This window comes from Halpernia sp. (assembly GCF_048269545.1).
In the GTDB taxonomy this organism is placed as follows: Bacteria; Bacteroidota; Bacteroidia; order Flavobacteriales; family Weeksellaceae; genus Halpernia.
This window is the reverse complement of the sequence record NZ_JBLXIJ010000007.1, coordinates 63,458-84,999: the sequence shown is the minus strand read 5'-3', so window position 1 is coordinate 84,999 and position 21,542 is coordinate 63,458. Positions and strand designations below refer to the sequence as shown.

The window sequence follows — 21,542 nt, the reverse complement described above, 5'->3', positions numbered from 1 at the left end:
TCAGCGTCTTGTATTCTCTTTGTCTGTCTCTAATCTTCTCTCTAACTCCTCCGTTTTCTTTTAATTACTATTATTTTTTATATTTTTCTTTGTTTATCTTATAATTTCTATTGTTTTCATTCTATATCTGCAAATTTATTTTTTATTTCTAAAAAGTCTTTTTATTTCATAATCTGGGTGCAATAGTCATTTAATGGAGTTGCTTTTCTACAGTTTTCATTTGAAGTCTTTGTTTTCCAAAAAATGTCTGTGTTTTTCTTGGAATTTCACTTTCTGTCTTTCTTTTTTGCTTTAACAACAGATTTGTCCATCCATGTCTGCTTTTGTCAACAGAAGTCATTTATTTTCAAATTGGATATGTGTTGTATTGCGGGTTTGTTGCGGATTTGTTGCCGGTTGCTTCCAAAAAATGCGATTTTTGGGAAGGAGTCTCGAAGGAGGGTGCAAGGAAGGGCGAAACTTTGGTTATATATTTTGATGGGAAATTGCTAACTTAAATTTATTACAATTACTTAAAAGTAGCATATTTAAAGTTATAAAGCATAACTAAAATTCCAAATAACCGTCTTAAAAAACTTTGCCAAAGTTCTAAACTTTGGCAAAGTTTTTCAAAACCTTGAATCATCAAAAACGAAGTCTATTCCTTCAAAAAGCCAAATTCATAAACTTTTGATTCTATTTTTTTTTACGGAATTTTCAATCTTAAACTATTTCAAAATTCCCCGAATTTTATTGGCGTTCAAAATTAATTCTTCCAAATAATCGTAATTTTCTTTTTCTAAAGCGGATTTAAATTTGCGAAGTTGCGTGATATGTTCGTTTAAAACATCGAGAACGTTCTCTTTGTTTTGTTTAAAAATCGGCACCCACATTTCGGGATGAGATTTCGCCAAACGAACTGTACTGCTAAAACCAGAACTTGCCAATTGAAAAATAGTATCTTCTTCTTTTTCTTTTTCTAAAACCGTATTTGCAAGCGCATAAGAAGTAATATGTGAAATGTGAGAAATATATGCGGTGTGAATATCGTGGTCTTCAGAATTCATATATAATAAATTCATTTCAAGATTTTCGTATAATTTTTGTGCCAATTCTAAAGCATCTTTTGCTGAGTTTTCTGCGTCACAAATAACGGCGGCTCTTTCTTTAAATGCGTCTAAAGTTGCATATTCTGGACCAGAGTTTTCAGTTCCCCACATTGGGTGAGTTGCTACAAATCGGTTTCGTTTTGGATGTCTTTCTATTGATTTTATAATACCAGATTTTGTTGAACCAACGTCTAAAACAGTTTGTTTATCCGTAATTAAATCTAATATTTTGGATAAAATTTTCTTGGTTCCATCTACTGGAATTGCGATAATAATGACATTTGAATTTTGGACTGCATTTTCTAAATCAGAAATTTTGTCAATTATTTTTAATTTTTTTGCGTCTGTTAAATGTTGCTCATTAAAATCTACGCCATAAACTTTAGTTGCAAATTGCTTTTGCTTTAATTTTAAAGCCATAGAACCTCCGATTAATCCGATACCAATTATTGCAATTTTCATTTTATTTACTCTATTACTTGACGTGTTTTTTTTAACACAAATCACAAAAATATTCTTTACTTAACTTAAATACACAAATGACACAAATTTTTAGTTCTAATAAAAATACTTTTTGAACACAAATAATGCATCAAAAATACACGATTTTACTTCTTTATGAATTCACAACTTTATAACTAACGAAGCGTTTTCAAACTTAGAAAAGTAGCAGTTTCTTTACATTTTTCAAATTCTACTTCGTACTTTGGGTTTTTATAAGGATAGACAATTAAATATTCTGGACAAGGTTTCTTTTGCGCTTTACTTTTATCAAAATCAATTTCTCCAACAGTTAAAATACTGTCTTTTAAAAATTTTTCATCAATTTTTTGTGCAGCTATTTCTTGTTTGAAAGTATCTTTCAAAATAAAATCTTTAGATAAAGTTTCTGCTTTTACACGTGCACTTGGAAAATAGGAACAACTTGCGCCTTTTTTATTTAAGATAAAAAGAACTAATAAAAGTCCGGGAATAAAGCCTAAAAAATAAAATTTTAATTTCCTCATTAGAATATAAGAAGATTAATGTCGTGGTAAGTAAGATTAAATCTGTCGCAAATCATTTTTTTTGTGTGGCGGCCTTTGTACATATAAAGACTGTCTTTCATCTCGTTTCGTTTTACCAACATATTTTCGAAACCACCTTCATCGTCGTAATTTAAAAGATAACTGAGGAAAAAATTACTAATTGCTTTACTCGTAGTTCGTGGCATTTTTGAAGTAAGATTCGGTAAACCACAGTGAATTACGCCATGTTTTATAATATATGGATCTTCCATATCGGTCAATTCTGAAGTTTCAATTACTTTTGCATTGTCAATTGTAACGTCAATAATTACACTTCCTTTTTTCATGTTTGTCACCATTTCTTCAGTTACAATGGGTACAGCGCTCCATTTAGAAAATGCACCAATTACAACATCTGCGCGACGCAAACTTTTTGCTAATTCTTTTGGATCGATGATAGAAGTTGGAACTCGGCTATCAACCATTGAATGAATTCTGCGTAATTTAGATAAAGAATTATCGAAGATTTTTACACTTGCGCCTAAACCAACGGCTGCTTTAGTAGCAAATTCTCCCACAATTCCAGCGCCGATGATGACAACTTCTGTGGGACGAACTCCAGTAATTCCACCCAACATTAAACCATTTGACAAAGCTAAAAGCTCTGAAGAATAAAGTATCGCGATATTTCCTGCAATTTCTCCAATTAATCTTACTAAAGAAAGTTGTCTGTATTCATCTGCAATAAATTCAAAAGCAATGGCGTTTATTTTTTTTTCTCCTAATTTTTTAAAATAGTCTTGGTTTCGAAGATTAATTTGCAGCGCGGAAATTAAATAACTTCCTGCTTTTAAATAATCTATTTCTTCAGAAGTTGGCGGGTTTATTTTTAAAACTAAATTTTGTCCAAATGCTTCTTCTGGACTTTTTGTAATAATAGCTCCCGATTCAGAATATTGTAAATCACTAAAAAATGAACCTTGTCCCGCGCCAGATTCTATAATAATGTGATGTCCATTATTTACCAAAACTTGTACTGCATCTGGTGTAATGCAAGTTCTGCGCTCATTCAGGCACGTTTCTTTTGGAATTCCGATACTGAATTTTTTGCTTTTTTTCACCACTTCCAATTTTTCTTCTTGTGGAAGTAAATCTTCTTCTGTGAAAGGTGTAAAAATATTACCTGGATTAGCCATACTGCATTGTATTTTTAATAGAGTACAAAGATAGATTATTTAAAAATTATCTCTCGCTCTAAACCATTTGTTTCAATTTGAATTTCATGGTGTGGTAAATGTTCTAAATCTTCGGCATAAATTTCTGGCCATTCAATTATAGAAAGAAAAGCGGAATCTAGGTATTCATCAATTCCAATGTCGTAAACTTCATCTAAATTTTTTAAACGGTATAAATCAAAATGGAAAACTTTTCCTTTTGGTGTGTCATATTCATTTACAATAGAATAAGTGGGTGAGTTAACTTCATCTTTGCTTCCTAATTTGTTTAATAAAAACTGTGTGAAAGTGGTTTTTCCTGCACCCAGATTTCCTTTTAAAGTTAAAATAGAATGTTTGAGTTGTGGCAAAATTTCACTTATAACATTTTCCCATTCCTGAATATCTTTGATATTAAACTTCATTTCTACTTAAAAATTTCAATAAAAATTTCACCATCTTCTGTAATCGCACCACGATACATTCCTGCAGTATTGAAAGGCATTGTAATATTTCCATCTCTATCTAATGCAATTAAACCACCATCTCCACCCATTTTTTCAATTTCATCAAGTGTTTCTTTTGCAGCAGTTTTCAGGTTTTTATTTTGATATTCCATTTTTGCAGCGATGGTTCTTGCCGCAGTTGCACGTATGAAAAACTCTCCCCATCCTGTTCCAGAAATTCCAACTTGAGAATCGGCATAAGTTCCAGCTCCAATAATTGGTGCATCTCCAATTCTGCCATATTTTTTATTGGTCATTCCGCCAGTTGATGTTCCTGCAGCAAGATTTCCGTTTTTGTCTAGAGCAACTGCACCAACTGTTCCAAATTTTTGATCAATTTCATAAGATTCTGGTAAAGTATATTGTGAGGTTTTTTTCAGTTTTTTCGTCGTTTCTTTTTGTTTTAATTTTTGCAAACTTTCCCATCGGTCTTTAGTCCAAAAATATTCTGGACTCACGATTTCTAAATTTTGTTCTTTGGCAAATTTCTCAGCACCTTCACCGCTCAACATTACGTGTTCCGAATTTCGCATCACAGCAATTGCAGCTTTAATAGGATTTTTAATGGTATGAACTCCCGCAATTGCTCCTGCGGATTTATCTTTTCCGAACATAATTGCGGCATCCATTTCGTTTTTGCCATCATTTGTAAAAACCGCTCCTTTTCCGGCGTTGAAAAGTGGAGAGTTTTCTAAAATTACTATCGCAGAAGCAACTGCTTCTACGGAATTATTTCCATTCTGAATTTTTTCAAAACCTGCTTTCAGCGCTTCGCTAAGTTTTTCTCTGTAGGCAGCTTCTCTCTCCACGGTCATTTTGGATTTTAGAATTGTTCCTGCACCACCGTGAATAATCATCACATATTTTTTTTGTGCTGAAAGCAAAACAGCACATATTAGAGAAGCAAAAAAGAGAATTTTTTTCATGTTTAAAAGTTAAGCGTTTGTCAAATTTAATAATTTTAATTTGAAGCGAAAACTATAATATTTAATATCAGTAAATTTAGATTTTTTAAATTTTTACATCCCATTCCTGCAGAAATTCATTTAAGAAATTCTCCATAAAATCGTGTCTTTTAGATGCGATTTTTTTTGCAGTTTCAGTATTCATTAAATCTTTTAAAAGCAATAATTTTTCGTAAAAATGATTGATGGTAGTTCCGTCTGATTTTTTGTATTCTTCTTTGCTCATTTTTAATTTTGGCAGAATTTCTGGATCATACATTTTGTTATTTTTAAAACCCCCAAAGTTGAAAGTTCTGGCAATTCCAATTGCTCCTATTGCGTCTAAATGATCTGCATCTTGCACAATTTGTAATTCTTTTACAGGATTTTCTATGGAAATTTCTGCTTTTTCATTTCTATTTTTGAAGGAAATATTTTTGATAATAAACAAAACTTTTTTAATTTTTACGTCTTCTAAATTTTGACTTTCTAGAAAATCACGGGAGATTTTTAATGCCAATTCTTCATCACCATTATGAAATTTTGGATCTGCAATATCATGTAAAAGTGCGCCCAATTCTATGATTTCTAAATCACCATCTTCGTTTTCTGCGATTTTTTTACTTAATTTCCAAACGCGTTCTATGTGAAACCAATCGTGACCAGCTTCGGCGTTTTTTAATTTTAATTTTACAAAATCTATTGTTTTTGAAATTAGTTCATTTTCCATTCTACAAATTTAATTTTTCTCACTGATTTCTACTGAAATATTTCTCGCAGATTTAGCTGATTTCGCAGATTTTAATTTTAGAAATTAAATTTCTTCTCACTTTTAATAGTTAGTCAATTATCATCAAATTTCCCACTTTACGAAGTGAAGCACTCTCCAAATTTTATGAAATATTTTAATAATTTTTTCACGCTTTGCGTTCAAAATTTAAAAATAAATATGCTAAATCTTATAAATCTTTGAGAGCATAAACTTTAAAATTATTTTCTAAAGTTTTCTCTCATTCAAAATAATTATCTTTGTAACTTAAATTTATTTATGATTTTATCAATGACCGGTTTCGGTAGAGCAGAAGAAAATTTTGATGGTAAAAAAATAACCATTGAACTAAAATCTTTAAACAGCAAAAATTTTGATTTAAATATTAAAGTTCCGCAACGATATAAGGAAAAGGAATTTGAAATTCGGAAAATTTTAAATGATAAAATCATTCGTGGAAAAGTAGATTGCTACATTAATTACGAAGCTCAAATCGAAAATTCTGCAGTAAAAATTAATCAAGAATTAGTTAAAAATTATATTTCACAATTAGAAGAAATTTCTCCTAATGCGCCTGATTTTGAATATTTAAAAATGGCCATTAGAATGCCCGAAGCAATTTCTAGAAACAGAGACGAAATCAGTGAAGATGAGGTTAATTTTTTGTTTCAATTATTAAACAATGCAATTGAGAATTTCCAGGAATTTAGAACAACAGAAGGCAAGGTTTTGCAAACTGAACTTACTAAAAATATCTTAAAAATTGAAGAAAATTTAGCAAAAGTAATTCCATTTGAAGAAGAACGTTTGGACGCTGTGAAAGAACGTTACAAAAAAACTTTGTCTGATTTTGAAAATATTGATGAAACCAGATTCTATCAAGAAATGGCTTATTACAGCGAGAAATTAGATATTGCTGAAGAAAAAGTTCGTCTCGCACAACATTTAAAATATTATTTGGAAGTGATGAATGAAGACACCAACGGAAAAAAATTAGGATTTATCGGGCAAGAAATTGGTAGAGAAATTAATACTTTGGGTTCAAAAGCAAATCACAGTGAAATTCAGAAATTAGTGGTGGAAATGAAAGACGATTTAGAGAAAGTAAAAGAGCAAACTTTGAATGTTTTATAAGTAAAAAGTAAAAAGTCTCTTTTAGAAACTCAGAGTATGACAAAGATAAAAAAATGAATAAAAATTTGTGTTTGCGGTTAACCAAAGAAAAATAATGGAAAAAGTTATCATCTTTTCAGCGCCTTCTGGAAGTGGAAAAACCACTTTAGTAAAATATGCAATAAGCCAGTTTTCTAATTTGGCATTTTCTGTTTCCTGCACTACAAGAGCGCCACGCGGTGAAGAACTACACGAAATTGATTACTATTTTATTTCTCCTGATGAATTTAAAAGTAGGATTTCTGCGCAAGAATTTGTAGAATTTGAGGAAGTTTACAAAGATAAATTTTATGGCACTTTAAAATCTGAAGTCGAAAAAAATTGGCAAGAAAATAAAGTCGTTATTTTTGATGTCGATGTAAAAGGTGGAGTAGCTCTGAAAAAATATTTCCAAGAAAAAGCACTTTCAATATTCATAAAGCCGCCGTCTGTAAAAGAATTGGAGGATAGATTAACGGAGCGCGGAACAGATGATGCAAAAACTGTAAAAATCCGTGTGGAAAAAGCGGCAGAAGAATTGACTTTTGAAAATCAGTTTGATAAAATTGTGGTAAATGATAATTTAGATAAAGCTAAAGCCGAAGTTTTCAAATTAATTTCTGAATTTATAACTCAAAAATAAAGACGCTTCGAAAAGCGCCTTTTTACTTTTGTTAAAAATTAAGAAAAACTATTTCTCAGTTTTGCGTTCCAAAACTTCATCAATCATACCAAATTCTTTCGCTTCATAAGAAGTCATCCAATAATCTCTTTCAGAATTTTTTTCAACCCAATCATAAGTTTGACCTGAATGGTGCGCGATAATATCGTACAATTCTTTTTTCAATTTTAACATTTCGCGTAAATTAATTTCCATATCTGTCGCCACACCTTGCGAACCGCCACTTGGTTGATGAATCATCACGCGCGAATGTTTCAGTGCAGAACGTTTTCCTTTTTCACCTGCAACTAATAAAACTGCGCCCATTGAAGCAGCCATTCCTGTACAAATTGTAGAAACATCTGGTTTAATAATTTGCATTGTATCATAAATTCCCAAACCTGCATAAACGCTTCCACCAGGAGAATTAATGTAAATCTGAATATCTTTTGCAGAATCAGAACTTTCTAAAAATAATAATTGTGCGGTTACAATATTCGCCACTTGGTCGTCAATTCCTGTTCCAAGGAAAATAATTCTGTCCATCATTAAACGAGAAAAAACGTCCATTTGTGTTACGTTTAATCGTCGTTCTTCCATAATGTAGGGCGTTAAATTTGTCGGTCCATACATTCCCATATATTTGTCCGTCGCAGTTCCGCTGTTTCCTAAATGTTTCACAGAGAAATCTCTAAATTCTTTATTAATATCCATTTTTAATTTTTAATATTTTTTAATTCTCAAAGTTTATTCCAATCGTAAATTTAGCCATTTTGTCAGAGAATTCGGTTGAGTTCACCGTCAATTTTATTTTTTAATTGGGTTAAAAGCATTATTTTTTTATAATCTTCCGCCGAAAATTTTTCTTCAGAATTTTCTATTTTTTTTCTGGAATCTTTTATTAAAGTCAAAACGAATTCTCTTTTGTGTCGATAAATAACGTCTTGAACGATGTTTTGTACAAGTTCATCTTCTCTTTTAAAATAAATATTATGTTTTTCCCAATTGCTTAATTCATGTACATTCATTAATGAATTGGCCACTTTTGAAGTTACTTCTTCGTCCATTAAAGTCAAGAAAAAATTACCGCTTCGGATTTGATTTTCAGTTAAACCAATTTTAATATCATCTACTATTTTTTGGTTTAATGAAGATTGAATTTCATAACCATCTTCTTCCAAATGGTTTATAATCTCTTCAATTACGGTGATTTGGTATTTTTCTTTTTTAATATTTTGTACTTCCTTATTTTCTTCATCTTCGGTTTCTTCCAAATCTTTTTCTAATATTCTGTCACCATATTTTAGCATCAATTCCACCAATTTTTCTTCTAAAATGATTAAAGGATTTATCGCAGAAAAAATATCCTGAACTTTCTGTAACTTCTGGATTTCTGGTTTTGCTGATTCGCGATTGGGAGAAAATTCTTTAGATTTTATTTGTTTTTGAATGCCCAATTCATTAAACAAACTCTGTTCTGTAATTCCAAATTTATTTCCAACTTCCTTTAAATAAACTTCTTGCTTCAAAGAATTTTGAACAAAAGCGATAGATTTCACAATATCCCGAATTGCTTCTGCCTTTTTTACTGGATCATTTTCTGCTTCGGTTAAAAGAATTTCTGCCTTGAAATTGATAAAATCTTTGGCTTCGGTTTTTATAAAATTTTCAACAAATTCTTTCGGATGTTTTCGGGAAAAAGAATCGGGATCATCACCGTCTGGAAATAGTAAAACCCGAATGTTCATTCCTTCCGCTAAAAGTAAATCAATACTTCTAAAACTCGCTTTTATTCCCGCTGCATCGCCATCAAATAAAATGGTAACATTTTCGGTTAATCTTTTAATTAATTTTATTTGGTCATTCGTTAAAGCTGTTCCAGAACTTGCAACTACGTTTTCAATTCCAACTTGGTGTAGTGCAATTACATCCATATAACCTTCCGTCAAAAGACAAAGATTTTCTTTGGAAATGGCTTGTTTGCTTTGACTTAAACCGTAAAGAACTTTTGATTTGTGGTAAATTTCTGTTTCGGGGGAATTGAGATATTTCGCGGCTTTTACGTTATTTTTTAAAATTCTTGCACCAAAACCAAGAACTCTTCCCGAAAAACTAAGAATCGGAAACATGACACGTTCTCGAAATCTATCAACGCCTTTTTCCGCATATCCTGGGAAAATGGAAAGTCCAGATTTCTCTAAAATTTCTTTTGTGTAGCCTTTTTCTAAAGCATATTCTGTGAAAGCATCTCGCTGTTCCGGAGAATAACCGAGTTGAAATTTTTTAATAATATCATCGCGCAATTCCCTTTCTTTGAAATAAGCCAAACCAATTGTCTGTCCTTCTTCCGTTTCCCGCATTTGCTCTTGAAAAAAATTATTGGCAACTTCATGAATTTTATAAAGTAATTCTCGGTCAGTTTGCGATTGTTTTTCTTCTTCGGTAAATTCTTTTTTATCTTCTTCAACTTCGATTCCGTATTTTTTTGCCGCGTGACGAAGTGCTTCTGGATAAGTAAATTGTTCGATTTCCATTAAAAAAGAAATCGCAGTTCCACCTTTTCCGGAAGAAAAATCTTTCCAAATTTGTTTGCTTGGAGAAACCACAAAACTCGGTGTTTTTTCGTCGTGAAAAGGACTCAAACCTTTAAAATTAGAACCTGCGCGTTTCAGTTGAACATATTCACCAATGATTTCTTCCACACGAACGGCGGAAAATATTTTATCAATGGTGGCTTTTGAAATCATGTTGTAAAAATAGGAATTTAGTTTTTTTAAACTTAATTATTTTACAATAAAAACGTTGATGTTTTTAGTTTAAACTACTATTTCTTTTTCCCAAAGTAAGAAAATTAAAATAATTTATACGAAATAAAAATACCTTTAAGTATGATCGGGTTTTATTTAGAGATTTAATTTTTTAAGCAAAAGTCTTGGAATATTTTTTTTTACTTTTAAACTTGAATTACTCCCAAATTAAATTTTTCTGTAATTGGAGAATGATTCGCCGCTTCTATACCCATAGAAATCCATTTTCTAGTATCAATCGGATTTATAATTGCGTCTGTCCAAAGTCTTGCTGCTGCATAAGTAGATTCTGTCTGTTTTTTGTAACGTGAAGAAATTTCATCTAGAAGTTTTTTTCTGTCTTCATCTGTTAAATTTTGTCCTTTTTTCTTTAAAGTTGATTCCTGAATTTGGGCTAAAACTTTTGCGGCTTGACTTCCGCCCATTACAGCCAAATCCGCCCACGGAAATGCTACAATTAATCTTGGATCATATGCTTTTCCGCACATTGCATAATTTCCTGCACCATAAGAATTTCCCGTAATAATTGTAAATTTCGGAACTACAGAATTTGAAACTGCATTCACCATTTTTGCACCATCTTTAATAATCCCTCCTTGTTCAGATTTTGAACCGACCATAAATCCAGTCACATCTTGTAGAAAAACTAAAGGAATTTTTCTTTGGTTACAATTTGCTATAAAACGTGTAGCTTTGTCCGCAGAATCGGAATAAATTACACCACCAAATTGCATTTCACCTTTTCCATTTTTCACTAACGTTCTTTGGTTGGCGACAATTCCGACGCTCCAACCATCAATTCTTGCTGTTGCGCAAATAATAGTTTTTCCGTAATCTGCTTTGTATTCTTCATATTCAGAATTGTCAGTCAAACATTTTAAAAGATTTTTTACATCATATTGTTCATTTCTCAATGAAGGGATAATTCCAAAAATATTTTCTGGGTTTTCTTTTGGTTCTTGGCTTTCAATTCTGTCAAATCCTGCTTTTTCGAAATCACCTAAAGATTTCATAATATTTTTAATTCTATCTAAAGCATCTTGATCATTTTTTGCTTTATAATCTGTAACACCAGAAATTTCACAATGTGTTGTTGCGCCTCCAAGAGTTTCATTATCAATAGTTTCTCCAATTGCGGCTTTTACTAAATAACTTCCAGCCAAAAAAATTGAACCTGTTTTATCTACAATCATTGCTTCGTCGCTCATAATCGGTAAATAAGCACCACCTGCAACACAACTTCCCATTACCGCAGAAATCTGTATGATTCCCATCGAACTCATCTTCGCATTATTTCTAAAAATTCTTCCAAAATGTTCTTTATCTGGGAAAATTTCATCTTGCATTGGTAAATAAACACCAGCAGAATCTACCAAATAAATAATTGGCAAACGATTTTCCATAGAAATTTCTTGAGCGCGCAAGTTCTTTTTTGCAGTAATGGGAAACCAAGCTCCAGCTTTCACAGAAGCGTCATTTGCAACTACCAAACATTGTCTTCCAGAAACATATCCCATTTTTACAATTACGCCTCCTGCAGCGCAACCTCCTTCATCTTCATACATTTCAAAACCTGCAAAAGCACCAATTTCTATTGAATTTTTACCGTTATCTAAAAGATAATCTACACGTTCTCTCGCCGTCATTTTGCCTTCATCTCTTTGTTTTTGAAGGCGTTTTTCTCCACCACCTTTTTGTATTTCTTTTAGCAAATGGTTGATTTCTGCTAATTTTTGTTTATTGCTGTCTTCGTGTTTATTAAATTCTAAATTCATAAAAATATTTAAGTCTTAAAGTTAAGGATTTTATTGAAAATACAAGTTGCAATATATTTTGAATTAATTTAATTTTCAAGCAATATTCTTTTTTTATTTTCGTTCAATAAAAAAGAATTATTTGAGTTTCTAACATTTGTATTAATTGATAATCCCGATAATCTCATAGTTAACGGGATTTTTTTTGTTATAAATTCTTAATTTTGACAAAAGTATACTTTGGCTAAAAAATTAATTTCAATCATAGGTTCTACGGGAATTGGCAAAACTTCTCTGGCGATAAAAGTGGCGAAATATTTTGAGACCGAAATTATTTCCTGCGATTCTCGCCAGTTTTTTAAAGAAATGAAAATTGGAACTGCAGTTCCGTCTGATGAAGAATTAGCAGAAATAAAACACCACTTTATTGGAAATCTTTCGGTGAAAGATTATTACTCAATTGGTCAATATGAAATTGATGCTTTAAAAAAAATTAATGAAATTTTTCAGAAAAAAGAAATTGCTGTTTTAGTTGGAGGAAGCGGAATGTATGAAAAAGCAGTTGTAGAAGGTTTGAATGATTTACCTGAAGCGAACTCTGAAAATCAAGAAAAATTATTGAAAATTTGGCAAGAAAAAGGAATTGTAGAGTTACAAAATTTATTAGAAAAATTAGATTTAGAATATTTTAAAATTGTCGATAAAGACAATCCTCGCCGACTTTTACGAGCGATTGATATTATTTGGCAAACTGGGAAAACTTATACTGAAAATATTAATCAACAAAAATCGAAGCGTGATTTTGAAGTTTTTAGAATTAATCTTGAAGCGCCACGTGAAATTATTTATAAAAGAATAAACCAACGCGTAGATTTAATGATGGAAAATGGCTTACTGCAAGAAGTAAAAAATTTAATTAATTTTAAAAACCTTGTTCCGCTTCATACAGTTGGTTACACTGAACTTTTCAAATATCTGGACGGAAGTTGGAATTTGGATTTTGCTATTGAAGAAATTAAAAAAAATAGTCGCAGATACGCAAAACGACAAATCACGTGGAATAAAAAATTAGAAAATGCGCAAACTCTGAAGTATGATTATTCTTGGGAAGAAGTCTTATCTTTGCTAAACAAATTAGAAATCTAAACAAAAGATTTTTCAAATAAACTCATTTTCAAATAAAAATTATGTCTGATACAAATTCTAATATGCTCGAACTCGGTACAAAAGCGCCGTTTTTTGAACTTCCAAATCCAAGTGAAAATAATAACTTACAATCTTTGGAAAATCTGAAAGGAGAAAAAGGAACTTTGGTTATTTTTATGTGCAATCATTGTCCGTTCGTTTTGCATGTCATCGATCAATTGGCGGAATTGTATGAAGATTACAGCGCAAAAGGAATAGAATTTATCGCAATTAATTCTAATAATGTAGAGAAATATCCGCAAGATTCTCCTGAAAATATGGTGGAATTTAGGGAGTCGGAAGGTTTTAAATTTCCTTATTTATATGATGAAAGTCAAGTAGTTGCGAAAGCTTACGATGCAGCTTGCACTCCAGATTTTTTCTTTTTTGATGATAAATTAGATTTAATTTACCGCGGACAAATGGACGATTCTCGACCAGGGAATCACAAAGAAGTTACGGGAGAAGATTTAATAATCGCTTTTGAAAATCTTTTGGCGGGAGAAAATCAGGAAGAAATGCAAAAACCGAGTATGGGTTGCGGAATTAAATGGAAAAATTAGATGTTAGATATTAGACATGAGATATTAGATTGTGATTGTCTAATATCTAATATCTTTTTATTTAAAAAACGGATTAAAATTTCGTTCAAAACCAATACTCGTAGGATTTCCGTGGCCATTGTAAACTTGGGTTTCCGCGTGTAAATTAAACATTTTCATTCGGATACTTTCTAAAAGATGTGCGTGATTTCCTTTGTATAAATCGGTTCTACCAATACTTCCTTCAAATAAAACATCGCCAGAAATTATTAATTTTTGCAATTCATTATAAAACGCAATATGTCCTGGAGAATGTCCTGGAAGATGCAAAACTTTCAATTCATCTGAATCTAATTTTAAAATATCATTTTCTTTTAAATAGAGAATTTCGCCAACAAAAGGCTTAAAGAAAAACCCAAACCGATTCGCATCCATCGGATTCCTTTCTAAAATTTCGCGTTCAATTTCATGCAACATTACAGGAACTTGATATTCATCAAATGCCCATTGCAAACCTAAAACGTGATCAATATGAGCGTGAGTTAACAGAATATTTTCAATTTTTAAATCATGATCAGAAATAAAATGTTTTAAAACTAAATTTTCTTCATCTGTAAAATTTCCAGGATCAATAATATAAGCGTTGTTGAATTCGTTATAAACGACGTAAGTATTTTCTGAAAACGGATTGAAAGTGAAAGATTTTACTGTGAGCATTTTATTTAATTTAGTTACAAATTTAGTCAGTTAATTTCACATTTTCGCATCATAAAATTGTCAAATCATCAAATCAAAAACCTTATCTTCGTTTTATGAAGTTTTTACAAATTATTTTTTCTTTATTTTCAGTATTGATTTTCTCTCAAGATATTCGAAGTGTTCAACTTTTTAACCCCAAAACCAACGATGAAACTGCGGTAATTGGTTTTAATGATCAATTGATTTTAAAGTTCGATGATTTATCAAATTCTAACCAAATCTACAGATACACAATTAAGCATTTTGATAGAAATTGGCAAGATGATAATTTATTTTTTACCGAGTTTGCAACAGGAAGTTTGAATGGATTAATTGATCAGTTTCAATATTCTTTTAACACTTCACAAGCTTATACCAATTACACATTAACTTTTCCAAATGATAAAATTCGGCCTAAAATTTCGGGAAATTATGAGTTGATTGTTTATCAAGATTCGCCGTCAAATCCATTGTTTACGAAACGATTTTGTATCGTAGAAGATGGAGTGAATTTGGCTTTAAATATCACGCGTTTTCAAGATGCTTCAAAACCGCAGCTTAACCAAAGAATTGAAGTTCAAGCTATCTCAAACGGTGCAAATTTGTCTTCCAATTTAAATTCTATTAGTTTAAATGTCATTCAAAATAATAACTTTAATAACGGCGTTTTTAACCAAAGACCGAGTTCAAGTTTGGGAAGTCAGGTTTTGTTTCAGCAATTAAATTTGGCTTTTGCGGGAAATAATGAGTTTTATTATTTTGATAATAAAATCATTAATCAAGCTTTTGATATGGTTGCAAATGTTGAAAATATTGATGGTAAAAATTATACTTATCTTTTTCCAGTTTGGGCGTATCCATTAAATTATCAAAATCAAGGCGACGTAAATGGTGCGTTTTATTTTAGAAGAAATGATCTTGGAACGGAAAGAAATGCAGACCGAGAAGCAGATTATTCTTGGGTTTATTTCAATTTAGATTCAGAAAAAATTGATAAGCAAATTTATGTTTTAGGACAGTTTAATGATTATATCGCAGATAAAAACAGTGAAATGTTTTACGATACAGCAAATAAAAGATACACCGCAAAAATTTATCTTAAACAAGGTTTTTACAATTATATTTTAGCTACAAAAGATGCTTCTGGAATTATAAATCTGGGAGAAATCAACGGAAATTTTTGGCAAACAGAAAATCTTTACCAAGCGTTTTTATATTACAAACCTTTTGGTAGAAACTATGATGGATTGATTGGTTATGGTGAAACTAGGAGAGCGGTGCGTTAATAATTTAAACCAAATAAAATTCTTCTAATTTTTCTTCACACAAAGTTTTCACCACTTCAATCCATCGATCTTCATCATTCAAACACGGAATATAATTAAAAGTTTCTCCACCTGCATGTTCAAATATTTCTTTTCCTTCAACAGAAATCTCTTCTAAAGTTTCCAGACAATCTGAAACGAAAGCCGGACAAACAATGGCTAAATTTTTAATTCCTTTTTTTGGTAAAATTTCTAAAGTTGCGTCTGTATAAGGTTCCATCCATTTGTCTTTTCCCAAACGCGATTGAAATGTCACCAAAACTTTTTCTTTCGGTAAATTTAATTTTTTAATAACTTCTTCCGTTACTTTAAAACATTGATGTCTATAACAAAATTGATGACTTGGATTTTCACTTCGTGAGCAACAATCATTTAAATTACAGGTATTTGTAGGGTCGGTTTTATAAATATGTCGTTCTGGAACGCCGTGATAAGAAAATTGCAAAGCGTCAAAATTCTCTGGCAATTTTTCACGAATACTTTCAGCTAAACAATTGATATAAATTTCACGCTTATAAAACGGTTGAATATAATTTATTTTAATTTCTGGGAAATGTTTTTTCCGAACTTCTTCTGCTTTGTCAATTACAGTTTCCGTTGTACTCATCGCATATTGCGGATAAAGTGGGAATAAAACAATTTCAGTCACGCCTTGTTCTACTAATTTTTTGAGGCCATTTTCAATACTTGGTTCCGCATAACGCATTCCAATTTCTACAGGAACATCTACTAATTTTTGTAATTTTTTCTGAACTTTTTCAGTGTAAACAATTAATGGTGAACCTTCTTCCGTCCAAACTGTTTTATAAGCTTCTGCAGATTTTTTTGGTCGCGTATTTAAAATAATTCCTTGCACCAAAAGTGAGCGAAAAAACCAACGATAATCAATCACTTTTTCGTCCATCAAGAATTCATCAAGATAAGTTTTTACATCTTCTACTTTGGTAGATTTCGGCGAACCGAGATTGACTAATAAAATTCCTTTCATTTTTTTATAAGTAATTAGCAATGGGTAATAAGTAATTGTTGAGCGTAAATATTGCTCATTAATTAATACCCATTGCTTATGATTTTATCCATTCACCGCTTCCACATTTTCTACCAACTCTGGTAAAAATTGTTTTAAAATATTTTCAATTCCACCTTTTAAAGTGGCTGTAGAACTTGGACAACCAGAACATGCGCCTTGCAAAAGCATCTTTGCGGTTTTAGTTTCCACTTCATATTCAATTAAAGAAATTTTTCCACCGTCTCCTTCTACAGCTGGAGCGACGTATTCATTCAATATATCTGAAATCTTTTGTTCATTTTCAGTGTAATCTCTATCAATTATATTTTCAACAGGTTTTTGGTGAGATTGTGGTTGTGAGTAAGAAATTGTTTTTCCTGAATTTAAAAAATCGGCAATTAAAGTTGCTACTTCAACCATTACTTCATGCCATTCTACAGATTCATCTTTTGTAACCGCAACAAAATTATCAGAAATAAAAACTTCTTTTATAAATGTAAATTTATTGTAAAGTTCTTCTGCTAAAGGAACGATAACTGATGTTTCTTTTGTTTTTACTTCCACAAAACCTTCTAATAAAACTTTGTTTGAAACAAATTTCATTACATTTGGGTTTGGAGTCATCTCAGAATAAACTTGAAAAATTTCTTTATTTTTTTGTTTGTAAATTCTTGGATTTGATGAAAGTTCTTTTTCAATAATATCTTTCAAACCTTCTGTTACGTGTTCCCATTCTACGGAATCTTGTTTAGCAATTGCAATAAAATTAGCAGTGATAAATATTTTTTCTACAAATGGAAATTTAAAAAGTTCTTGCGCTAAAGGAATTTCTTTGATGTCCGAATCTCTATCTAATTCTACAGAACCGGGAATTAAAGTATAATCCGTGACGAATTTTATTACTTTTTTATTTTCTGTAGGTTCTATTAATATTTGATGCATTTTATTTTCTTAAATTTGATTACAAAAATACGGATAAGTAATTAGAAGTTAGAAATTAGAAGTTAGATTTTTGCTATGATTATCATTAGCAAATCAATCATTATTTAAAATATAATTTTCCAATCAATTCATTTTTAAATTTAAAATTATGGCGTTAATAAAAGAACTTTTAGAAAAAACACCCATCATTGGAGAAAATACTTTTTTAGCAGAAACCGCAACAATAATCGGCGATGTGGAAATGGGAAAAGATTGTAGCATTTGGTATAATGCGGTAATTCGGGGCGATGTGAATTTTATAAAATTGGGTAATAAAGTAAATGTTCAAGATAATGTGATGTTGCATTGCACTTTTGAAAAATTTCCTCTAATAATTGGTAATAATGTTTCTATCGGACACAACGCCATTGTCCATGGTTGCACAGTTCATGACAATGTTTTAATTGGAATGGGCGCAATTGTGATGGATAATTGTTTGGTGGAAGAAAATTCTATAATCGGTTCAGGTTCTGTTGTTACTCAAGGAACTCATGTGAAATCTGGCGAAGTTTGGGCGGGAATTCCCGCAAGAAAAATTAAAGATATTTCTGCAGAACTTTTGGAAGGTGAAGTGGAAAGAATTGCGAATAATTATGTGAAATATTCTGGGTGGTACAAATAGAATTAATCGTAATTTTAAAATCAATACTTGTTTTATAAAATTTTCTTTTCTTAGAATATCATGAAAAAACTAAAACTTACGTGGCGACTTTTTAAAATGACGTTTATTGAATGGATAAATTCTACTTCTATAAAAGAAAGTGCAGGAATGGCTTATTTTGCTATATTTTCAATTCCTGGTTTATTGATTATTATCACTTGGATTGCGGGAATTTTCTTTGGAAACGAAGCAGTAAGGGGACAAATCTCTCGAAATATTAGCTCTTTCATGGGACCGAAAATTGCAGAAAGTTTAGAAAAAATGGTCACAAGTGCTGTTTTAGAAAATTCTAATATTACGATGAAAGTTTTAGGAATTATAGCATTAATTTTTGGTTCTACTACTTTGTTTTTCCAAATGCAAAGAACTCTTAATCAACTTTGGGAAGTAGAAGCAGCGCCAAAAAAAGCTTTTGAAAAATACCTCTTAGATCGTGCCAATTCTTTAGGAATGATTTTAATTATTGGTTTTTTGCTTTTAATAAGCTTGGTTTTATCTTCCGTAATAAATATTGCGAATAATTGGTTCACGCATTATTTTGGGTTAGAGACATTTATGTTAATGAAAGTCATCTATTTCTTAACAAGTTTTGGAGTAATTTGGCTGCTTTTTTCCTTGATGTTTAAGGTTTTACCAGATGTAGAAATACCTTGGAATTCCATTTGGATTGGTGCTTTTGTTACTGCTCTTCTTTTCAATTTAGGTAAAATTATTTTAAGTTATTATTTTGAAATATCAAAACCGACTTCTCTTTTTGGCGCAGCGGGAACTATTATTTTGATAATGATGTGGATTAATTATTCTTGCCAATTGATATTTTTTGGTGCTGAATTTACAAAAGTTTATGCGCGAGAAATGGGTTACAAAATTCAATTATCTAAACACGCAAAATGGGCAGCTTCTAAGATTTTGAGAGAACAAGAAAAAGCCAATATATAAACTTAGTTTTCACTATTTTTTAAAATTCAATTTCCTATTTTTGTGAAGATGAATGACGCTTTATTTGATTTACTTGAATTTACAAACCGCAGTATTTTTCTTACCGGAAAAGCAGGAACAGGGAAAACTACTTTTCTAAATGATTTTGTAAAAAAAACTCAAAAAAAACATATTGTTGTTGCACCCACCGGAATTGCTGCAATCAATGCAGGTGGAGTTACAATTCATTCCATGTTCGGACTTCCGTTGCGAACTTTTTTGCCGACTTTAGAAAGAGTGGATACCAATTCTGCGATGAATATTTCAGATTTGATGCCGCATTTTCGATACAGAAAAGACAAATTAAAATTATTACGAGAAATAGAAATCATTATTATTGATGAAGTTTCAATGTTGCGAGCGGATGTTTTGGATATGATGGATTTTTCTTTGCGACATATTCGTAGAAATCAGCAGAAATTTGGTGGCGTTCAAATGCTTTTTATTGGTGATTTATATCAACTTCCACCGGTTGTTCGTGATGAGTATATTTTGAAAATGTGCTACAATTCACCTTTCTTTTTTGAAAGTTTAGCCATAAAAGAATTACCGTTTATTACCATTGAATTAGAGAAAGTTTACCGGCAAACCGATGAAGAATTTCTAACAATATTAAATGCAATTCGTGATGGAAACAGAGACGAAATAGATTTTGAAAAATTAAATTCTCGCTATATTCCAGATTTTGAACCGAAAGATGAAGCCTACGTTTATCTCACTTCGCACAACAGAATGGCGGATGAAATTAATCATAAAAAAATCAAAGATTTAAAATCGAAACTTTTTAAATATGAAGCAAAAATTGTCGGTGATTTTAAAGAAAATCAATATCCGAATGAAGATATTTTAGAATTAAAAGTCGGTGCGCAAGTTATGTTTATTAGAAATGATGCAACTGAAAAACGCTATTTTAATGGAAAATTAGCCGAAGTCATTTCTTTAGAAGAAGAAGAAGTGACTGTTCTTTTAGATGAAAGTGACATTGAAATTACTTTAAAAAAAGAAGTTTGGGAGCACAAAAGATACAGTCTTGATGGACAAAAAAATATTCAAGAAGAAGTTTTAGGAAGTTTTGAGCAATACCCAATTCGTTTAGCTTGGGCGGTTACAATTCACAAATCACAAGGTTTAACTTTTGATAGATTGATAATTGATGCAGGAAAAAGTTTCGCATCTGGACAAGTTTATGTGGCATTATCGCGCTGTAGAACTTTAGAAGGAATTGTTTTAAAATCTAAAATTACGCCGGAAGTAATTTTTAGTGACAAAAGAATTTCAGCTTTTCAAAGTGAAACCAATGCAAACGATCAACTGGAAACTATTTTAAATGCAGAAAAATTTGATTATTCCATTCGGAAAATTTTGCGATATACAGATTGCCGTTGGTTTCAAGAATCGCTAAAAGTATGGAATATTTCTGCGCAAGAAAGTCGTTTTTTAGATAATAAAAAAGCAAAAGAACTTTATTCAAAATTGAAAATTGATGTTGATAATTTAGTTCAAGTTTATAATAAATTTGAAAAAATTCTACTCTTAAAATCTTACCAATTCTCACAAGGAAAAATTGAATGGCAAGAAATTGAAGATAAAGCTTCTGGCGCAGTGAATTTCTTTTTTAATAATACCAATGAAAAGATTTTCAGTAGTTTGAAAGAATTTTACGCCGAATCAAAAGGTGTGAAAGGTCTTAAAGCTTACAATGAAGATTTAAAAATATTTTTGGATGATTTGGAAGATTATTTAAAGGGTTTAAAATCAGTTTATTTATTAAATAAGAAATTATTTGACTCAAAAAATGAAGTCGTAATTTCTGCAAAAATTGTAAAAGTTCCGTCACATATTTTAAGTTTTAAATTATTTGAAGAAGGGAAAACCATTCCTGAAATTTCTAAAGAACGCGGTTTAGTGACAGAGACTATTTACGGACATTTGGCGCGTTTTGCAGAACAAGGCGTTTTAGATATTAAACGAATTTTCGCCAAAGAAAAAATTAAAACCTTTGAAGAAAGTTTTAATAAAAACAATTTTGAATCTTTAAATGATTGGAAAAGGGAATTACCAAATGATTTTGAATTTAATGAAATTCGTTTGCTTTTAAATCATTTCAATTATTTGAAAGAAAAGGAAAATGCTTAATCTTGGTTAAATGCAAAGGCGCAAGTTTTTTATTTTAATTCTTTTTTAAGACGCAAAACGTGATTCGATGCAAAAATTACAGAAT

General features: G+C 30.9%; 20 protein-coding genes. 8 read left to right on the top strand and 12 right to left on the bottom strand.

All coding sequences use genetic code 11. The features are described from left to right. Positions 1-707: 707 nt before the first annotated feature. From ACN0WB_RS09370 to ACN0WB_RS09345, 6 genes are all read right to left on the bottom strand, one after another. The gene (locus ACN0WB_RS09370; protein WP_417431183.1) at positions 708-1,592 is read right to left on the bottom strand and encodes a prephenate dehydrogenase; all 885 of its coding nucleotides are present in this window, start codon (positions 1,590-1,592) and stop codon (positions 708-710) included. A 134-nt stretch (positions 1,593-1,726) separates the two neighbouring features. Further along, on the bottom strand, positions 1,727-2,095 hold the full coding sequence (locus ACN0WB_RS09365) for a hypothetical protein (RefSeq protein WP_417431105.1): 369 nt from the start codon (positions 2,093-2,095) through the stop codon (positions 1,727-1,729). Then, a complete protein-coding gene (locus tag ACN0WB_RS09360; RefSeq protein ID WP_417431103.1) occupies positions 2,095-3,291 on the bottom strand; it encodes an alanine dehydrogenase in 1,197 nt (398 codons plus the stop codon). The genes ACN0WB_RS09365 and ACN0WB_RS09360 overlap by 1 nt, the downstream gene beginning before the upstream one ends. A gap of 35 nt (positions 3,292-3,326) precedes the next feature. After that, positions 3,327-3,734, bottom strand: coding sequence for a tRNA (adenosine(37)-N6)-threonylcarbamoyltransferase complex ATPase subunit type 1 TsaE (gene tsaE / locus ACN0WB_RS09355; RefSeq protein ID WP_417431101.1), 408 nt, complete (start codon positions 3,732-3,734; stop codon positions 3,327-3,329). 2 nt (positions 3,735-3,736) lie between these two features. Further along, positions 3,737-4,741, bottom strand: coding sequence for an isoaspartyl peptidase/L-asparaginase family protein (locus ACN0WB_RS09350; RefSeq protein ID WP_417431099.1), 1,005 nt, complete (start codon positions 4,739-4,741; stop codon positions 3,737-3,739). 85 nt (positions 4,742-4,826) lie between these two features. Continuing rightward, a complete protein-coding gene (locus ACN0WB_RS09345; protein ID WP_417431097.1) occupies positions 4,827-5,489 on the bottom strand; it encodes an HD domain-containing protein in 663 nt (220 codons plus the stop codon). Between the two features lie 318 nt (positions 5,490-5,807). Here ACN0WB_RS09345 and ACN0WB_RS09340 point away from each other — a divergent pair, with 318 nt between their 5' ends. Next, the gene (locus ACN0WB_RS09340; protein ID WP_417431095.1) at positions 5,808-6,662 is read left to right on the top strand and encodes a YicC/YloC family endoribonuclease; all 855 of its coding nucleotides are present in this window, start codon (positions 5,808-5,810) and stop codon (positions 6,660-6,662) included. A 94-nt stretch (positions 6,663-6,756) separates the two neighbouring features. Next, entirely contained in the window at positions 6,757-7,323 is a 567-nt protein-coding gene (gene gmk, locus ACN0WB_RS09335) for a guanylate kinase (protein ID WP_417431093.1), read from the top strand. Positions 7,324-7,371: 48 nt separating this feature from the next. Here the strand turns inward: gmk and clpP are convergent, their stop codons facing one another. The 3 genes from clpP to ACN0WB_RS09320 all read right to left on the bottom strand — a co-directional run bounded on the left by clpP (position 7,372) and on the right by ACN0WB_RS09320 (position 11,923). Continuing rightward, on the bottom strand, positions 7,372-8,055 hold the full coding sequence (gene clpP / locus ACN0WB_RS09330) for an ATP-dependent Clp endopeptidase proteolytic subunit ClpP (protein ID WP_417431091.1): 684 nt from the start codon (positions 8,053-8,055) through the stop codon (positions 7,372-7,374). A gap of 62 nt (positions 8,056-8,117) precedes the next feature. Next, positions 8,118-10,088, bottom strand: a complete 1,971-nt coding sequence (dnaG, locus tag ACN0WB_RS09325) for a DNA primase (protein WP_417431089.1) — start codon at positions 10,086-10,088, stop codon at positions 8,118-8,120. 206 nt (positions 10,089-10,294) lie between these two features. Further along, a complete protein-coding gene (locus tag ACN0WB_RS09320) occupies positions 10,295-11,923 on the bottom strand; it encodes an acyl-CoA carboxylase subunit beta (protein ID WP_417431087.1) in 1,629 nt (542 codons plus the stop codon). A gap of 219 nt (positions 11,924-12,142) precedes the next feature. Here ACN0WB_RS09320 and miaA point away from each other — a divergent pair, with 219 nt between their 5' ends. Then, positions 12,143-13,048 carry a tRNA (adenosine(37)-N6)-dimethylallyltransferase MiaA gene (gene miaA, locus ACN0WB_RS09315; protein WP_417431085.1) on the top strand — a complete coding sequence of 302 codons (906 nt, stop codon included), beginning with the start codon at positions 12,143-12,145 and terminating at the stop codon, positions 13,046-13,048. A 41-nt stretch (positions 13,049-13,089) separates the two neighbouring features. Continuing rightward, positions 13,090-13,650 carry a thioredoxin family protein gene (locus ACN0WB_RS09310; RefSeq protein WP_417431083.1) on the top strand — a complete coding sequence of 187 codons (561 nt, stop codon included), beginning with the start codon at positions 13,090-13,092 and terminating at the stop codon, positions 13,648-13,650. 57 nt (positions 13,651-13,707) lie between these two features. Here ACN0WB_RS09310 and ACN0WB_RS09305 read toward each other — a convergent pair whose 3' ends face one another. Next, the gene (locus ACN0WB_RS09305) at positions 13,708-14,346 is read right to left on the bottom strand and encodes an MBL fold metallo-hydrolase (RefSeq protein ID WP_417431081.1); all 639 of its coding nucleotides are present in this window, start codon (positions 14,344-14,346) and stop codon (positions 13,708-13,710) included. Between the two features lie 95 nt (positions 14,347-14,441). Here ACN0WB_RS09305 and ACN0WB_RS09300 point away from each other — a divergent pair, with 95 nt between their 5' ends. Then, complete coding sequence (locus ACN0WB_RS09300; protein ID WP_417431079.1) at positions 14,442-15,653, top strand: type IX secretion system plug protein domain-containing protein; 1,212 nt, start codon at positions 14,442-14,444, stop codon at positions 15,651-15,653. Between the two features lie 4 nt (positions 15,654-15,657). Here ACN0WB_RS09300 and hemH read toward each other — a convergent pair whose 3' ends face one another. Next, on the bottom strand, positions 15,658-16,680 hold the full coding sequence (hemH, locus tag ACN0WB_RS09295) for a ferrochelatase (protein WP_417431078.1): 1,023 nt from the start codon (positions 16,678-16,680) through the stop codon (positions 15,658-15,660). A gap of 84 nt (positions 16,681-16,764) precedes the next feature. Continuing rightward, a complete protein-coding gene (locus tag ACN0WB_RS09290; RefSeq protein ID WP_417431076.1) occupies positions 16,765-17,643 on the bottom strand; it encodes a NifU family protein in 879 nt (292 codons plus the stop codon). A gap of 148 nt (positions 17,644-17,791) precedes the next feature. On the opposite strand from ACN0WB_RS09290, the gene ACN0WB_RS09285 reads away from it, so the two are divergent. The 3 genes from ACN0WB_RS09285 to ACN0WB_RS09275 are packed head-to-tail and all read left to right on the top strand — an operon-like array spanning position 17,792 to position 21,457. Continuing rightward, the gene (locus ACN0WB_RS09285; protein WP_417431074.1) at positions 17,792-18,304 is read left to right on the top strand and encodes a gamma carbonic anhydrase family protein; all 513 of its coding nucleotides are present in this window, start codon (positions 17,792-17,794) and stop codon (positions 18,302-18,304) included. A 57-nt stretch (positions 18,305-18,361) separates the two neighbouring features. Further along, complete coding sequence (locus ACN0WB_RS09280) at positions 18,362-19,282, top strand: YihY/virulence factor BrkB family protein (protein WP_417431181.1); 921 nt, start codon at positions 18,362-18,364, stop codon at positions 19,280-19,282. Positions 19,283-19,330: 48 nt separating this feature from the next. Continuing rightward, positions 19,331-21,457 carry a helix-turn-helix domain-containing protein gene (locus tag ACN0WB_RS09275; RefSeq protein WP_417431072.1) on the top strand — a complete coding sequence of 709 codons (2,127 nt, stop codon included), beginning with the start codon at positions 19,331-19,333 and terminating at the stop codon, positions 21,455-21,457. Positions 21,458-21,542: the final 85 nt, after the last annotated feature.

Bases quoted from the DNA above. Each gene is read 5' to 3' on its own strand.
- ACN0WB_RS09275 (WP_417431072.1), top strand. From the start codon at position 19,331: ATGAATGACGCTTTATTTGATTTACTTGAATTTACAAACCGCAGTATT.
- ACN0WB_RS09320 (WP_417431087.1), bottom strand. From the start codon at position 11,923: ATGAATTTAGAATTTAATAAACACGAAGACAGCAATAAACAAAAATTA.
- clpP (WP_417431091.1), bottom strand. From the start codon at position 8,055: ATGGATATTAATAAAGAATTTAGAGATTTCTCTGTGAAACATTTAGGA.
- ACN0WB_RS09360 (WP_417431103.1), bottom strand. From the start codon at position 3,291: ATGGCTAATCCAGGTAATATTTTTACACCTTTCACAGAAGAAGATTTA.
- ACN0WB_RS09300 (WP_417431079.1), top strand. From the start codon at position 14,442: ATGAAGTTTTTACAAATTATTTTTTCTTTATTTTCAGTATTGATTTTC.
- gmk (WP_417431093.1), top strand. From the start codon at position 6,757: ATGGAAAAAGTTATCATCTTTTCAGCGCCTTCTGGAAGTGGAAAAACC.
- ACN0WB_RS09345 (WP_417431097.1), bottom strand. From the start codon at position 5,489: ATGGAAAATGAACTAATTTCAAAAACAATAGATTTTGTAAAATTAAAA.
- ACN0WB_RS09350 (WP_417431099.1), bottom strand. From the start codon at position 4,741: ATGAAAAAAATTCTCTTTTTTGCTTCTCTAATATGTGCTGTTTTGCTT.
- ACN0WB_RS09340 (WP_417431095.1), top strand. From the start codon at position 5,808: ATGATTTTATCAATGACCGGTTTCGGTAGAGCAGAAGAAAATTTTGAT.
- tsaE (WP_417431101.1), bottom strand. From the start codon at position 3,734: ATGAAGTTTAATATCAAAGATATTCAGGAATGGGAAAATGTTATAAGT.
- ACN0WB_RS09290 (WP_417431076.1), bottom strand. From the start codon at position 17,643: ATGCATCAAATATTAATAGAACCTACAGAAAATAAAAAAGTAATAAAA.
- ACN0WB_RS09365 (WP_417431105.1), bottom strand. From the start codon at position 2,095: ATGAGGAAATTAAAATTTTATTTTTTAGGCTTTATTCCCGGACTTTTA.
- hemH (WP_417431078.1), bottom strand. From the start codon at position 16,680: ATGAAAGGAATTTTATTAGTCAATCTCGGTTCGCCGAAATCTACCAAA.
- ACN0WB_RS09285 (WP_417431074.1), top strand. From the start codon at position 17,792: ATGGCGTTAATAAAAGAACTTTTAGAAAAAACACCCATCATTGGAGAA.
- ACN0WB_RS09310 (WP_417431083.1), top strand. From the start codon at position 13,090: ATGTCTGATACAAATTCTAATATGCTCGAACTCGGTACAAAAGCGCCG.
- dnaG (WP_417431089.1), bottom strand. From the start codon at position 10,088: ATGATTTCAAAAGCCACCATTGATAAAATATTTTCCGCCGTTCGTGTG.
- ACN0WB_RS09305 (WP_417431081.1), bottom strand. From the start codon at position 14,346: ATGCTCACAGTAAAATCTTTCACTTTCAATCCGTTTTCAGAAAATACT.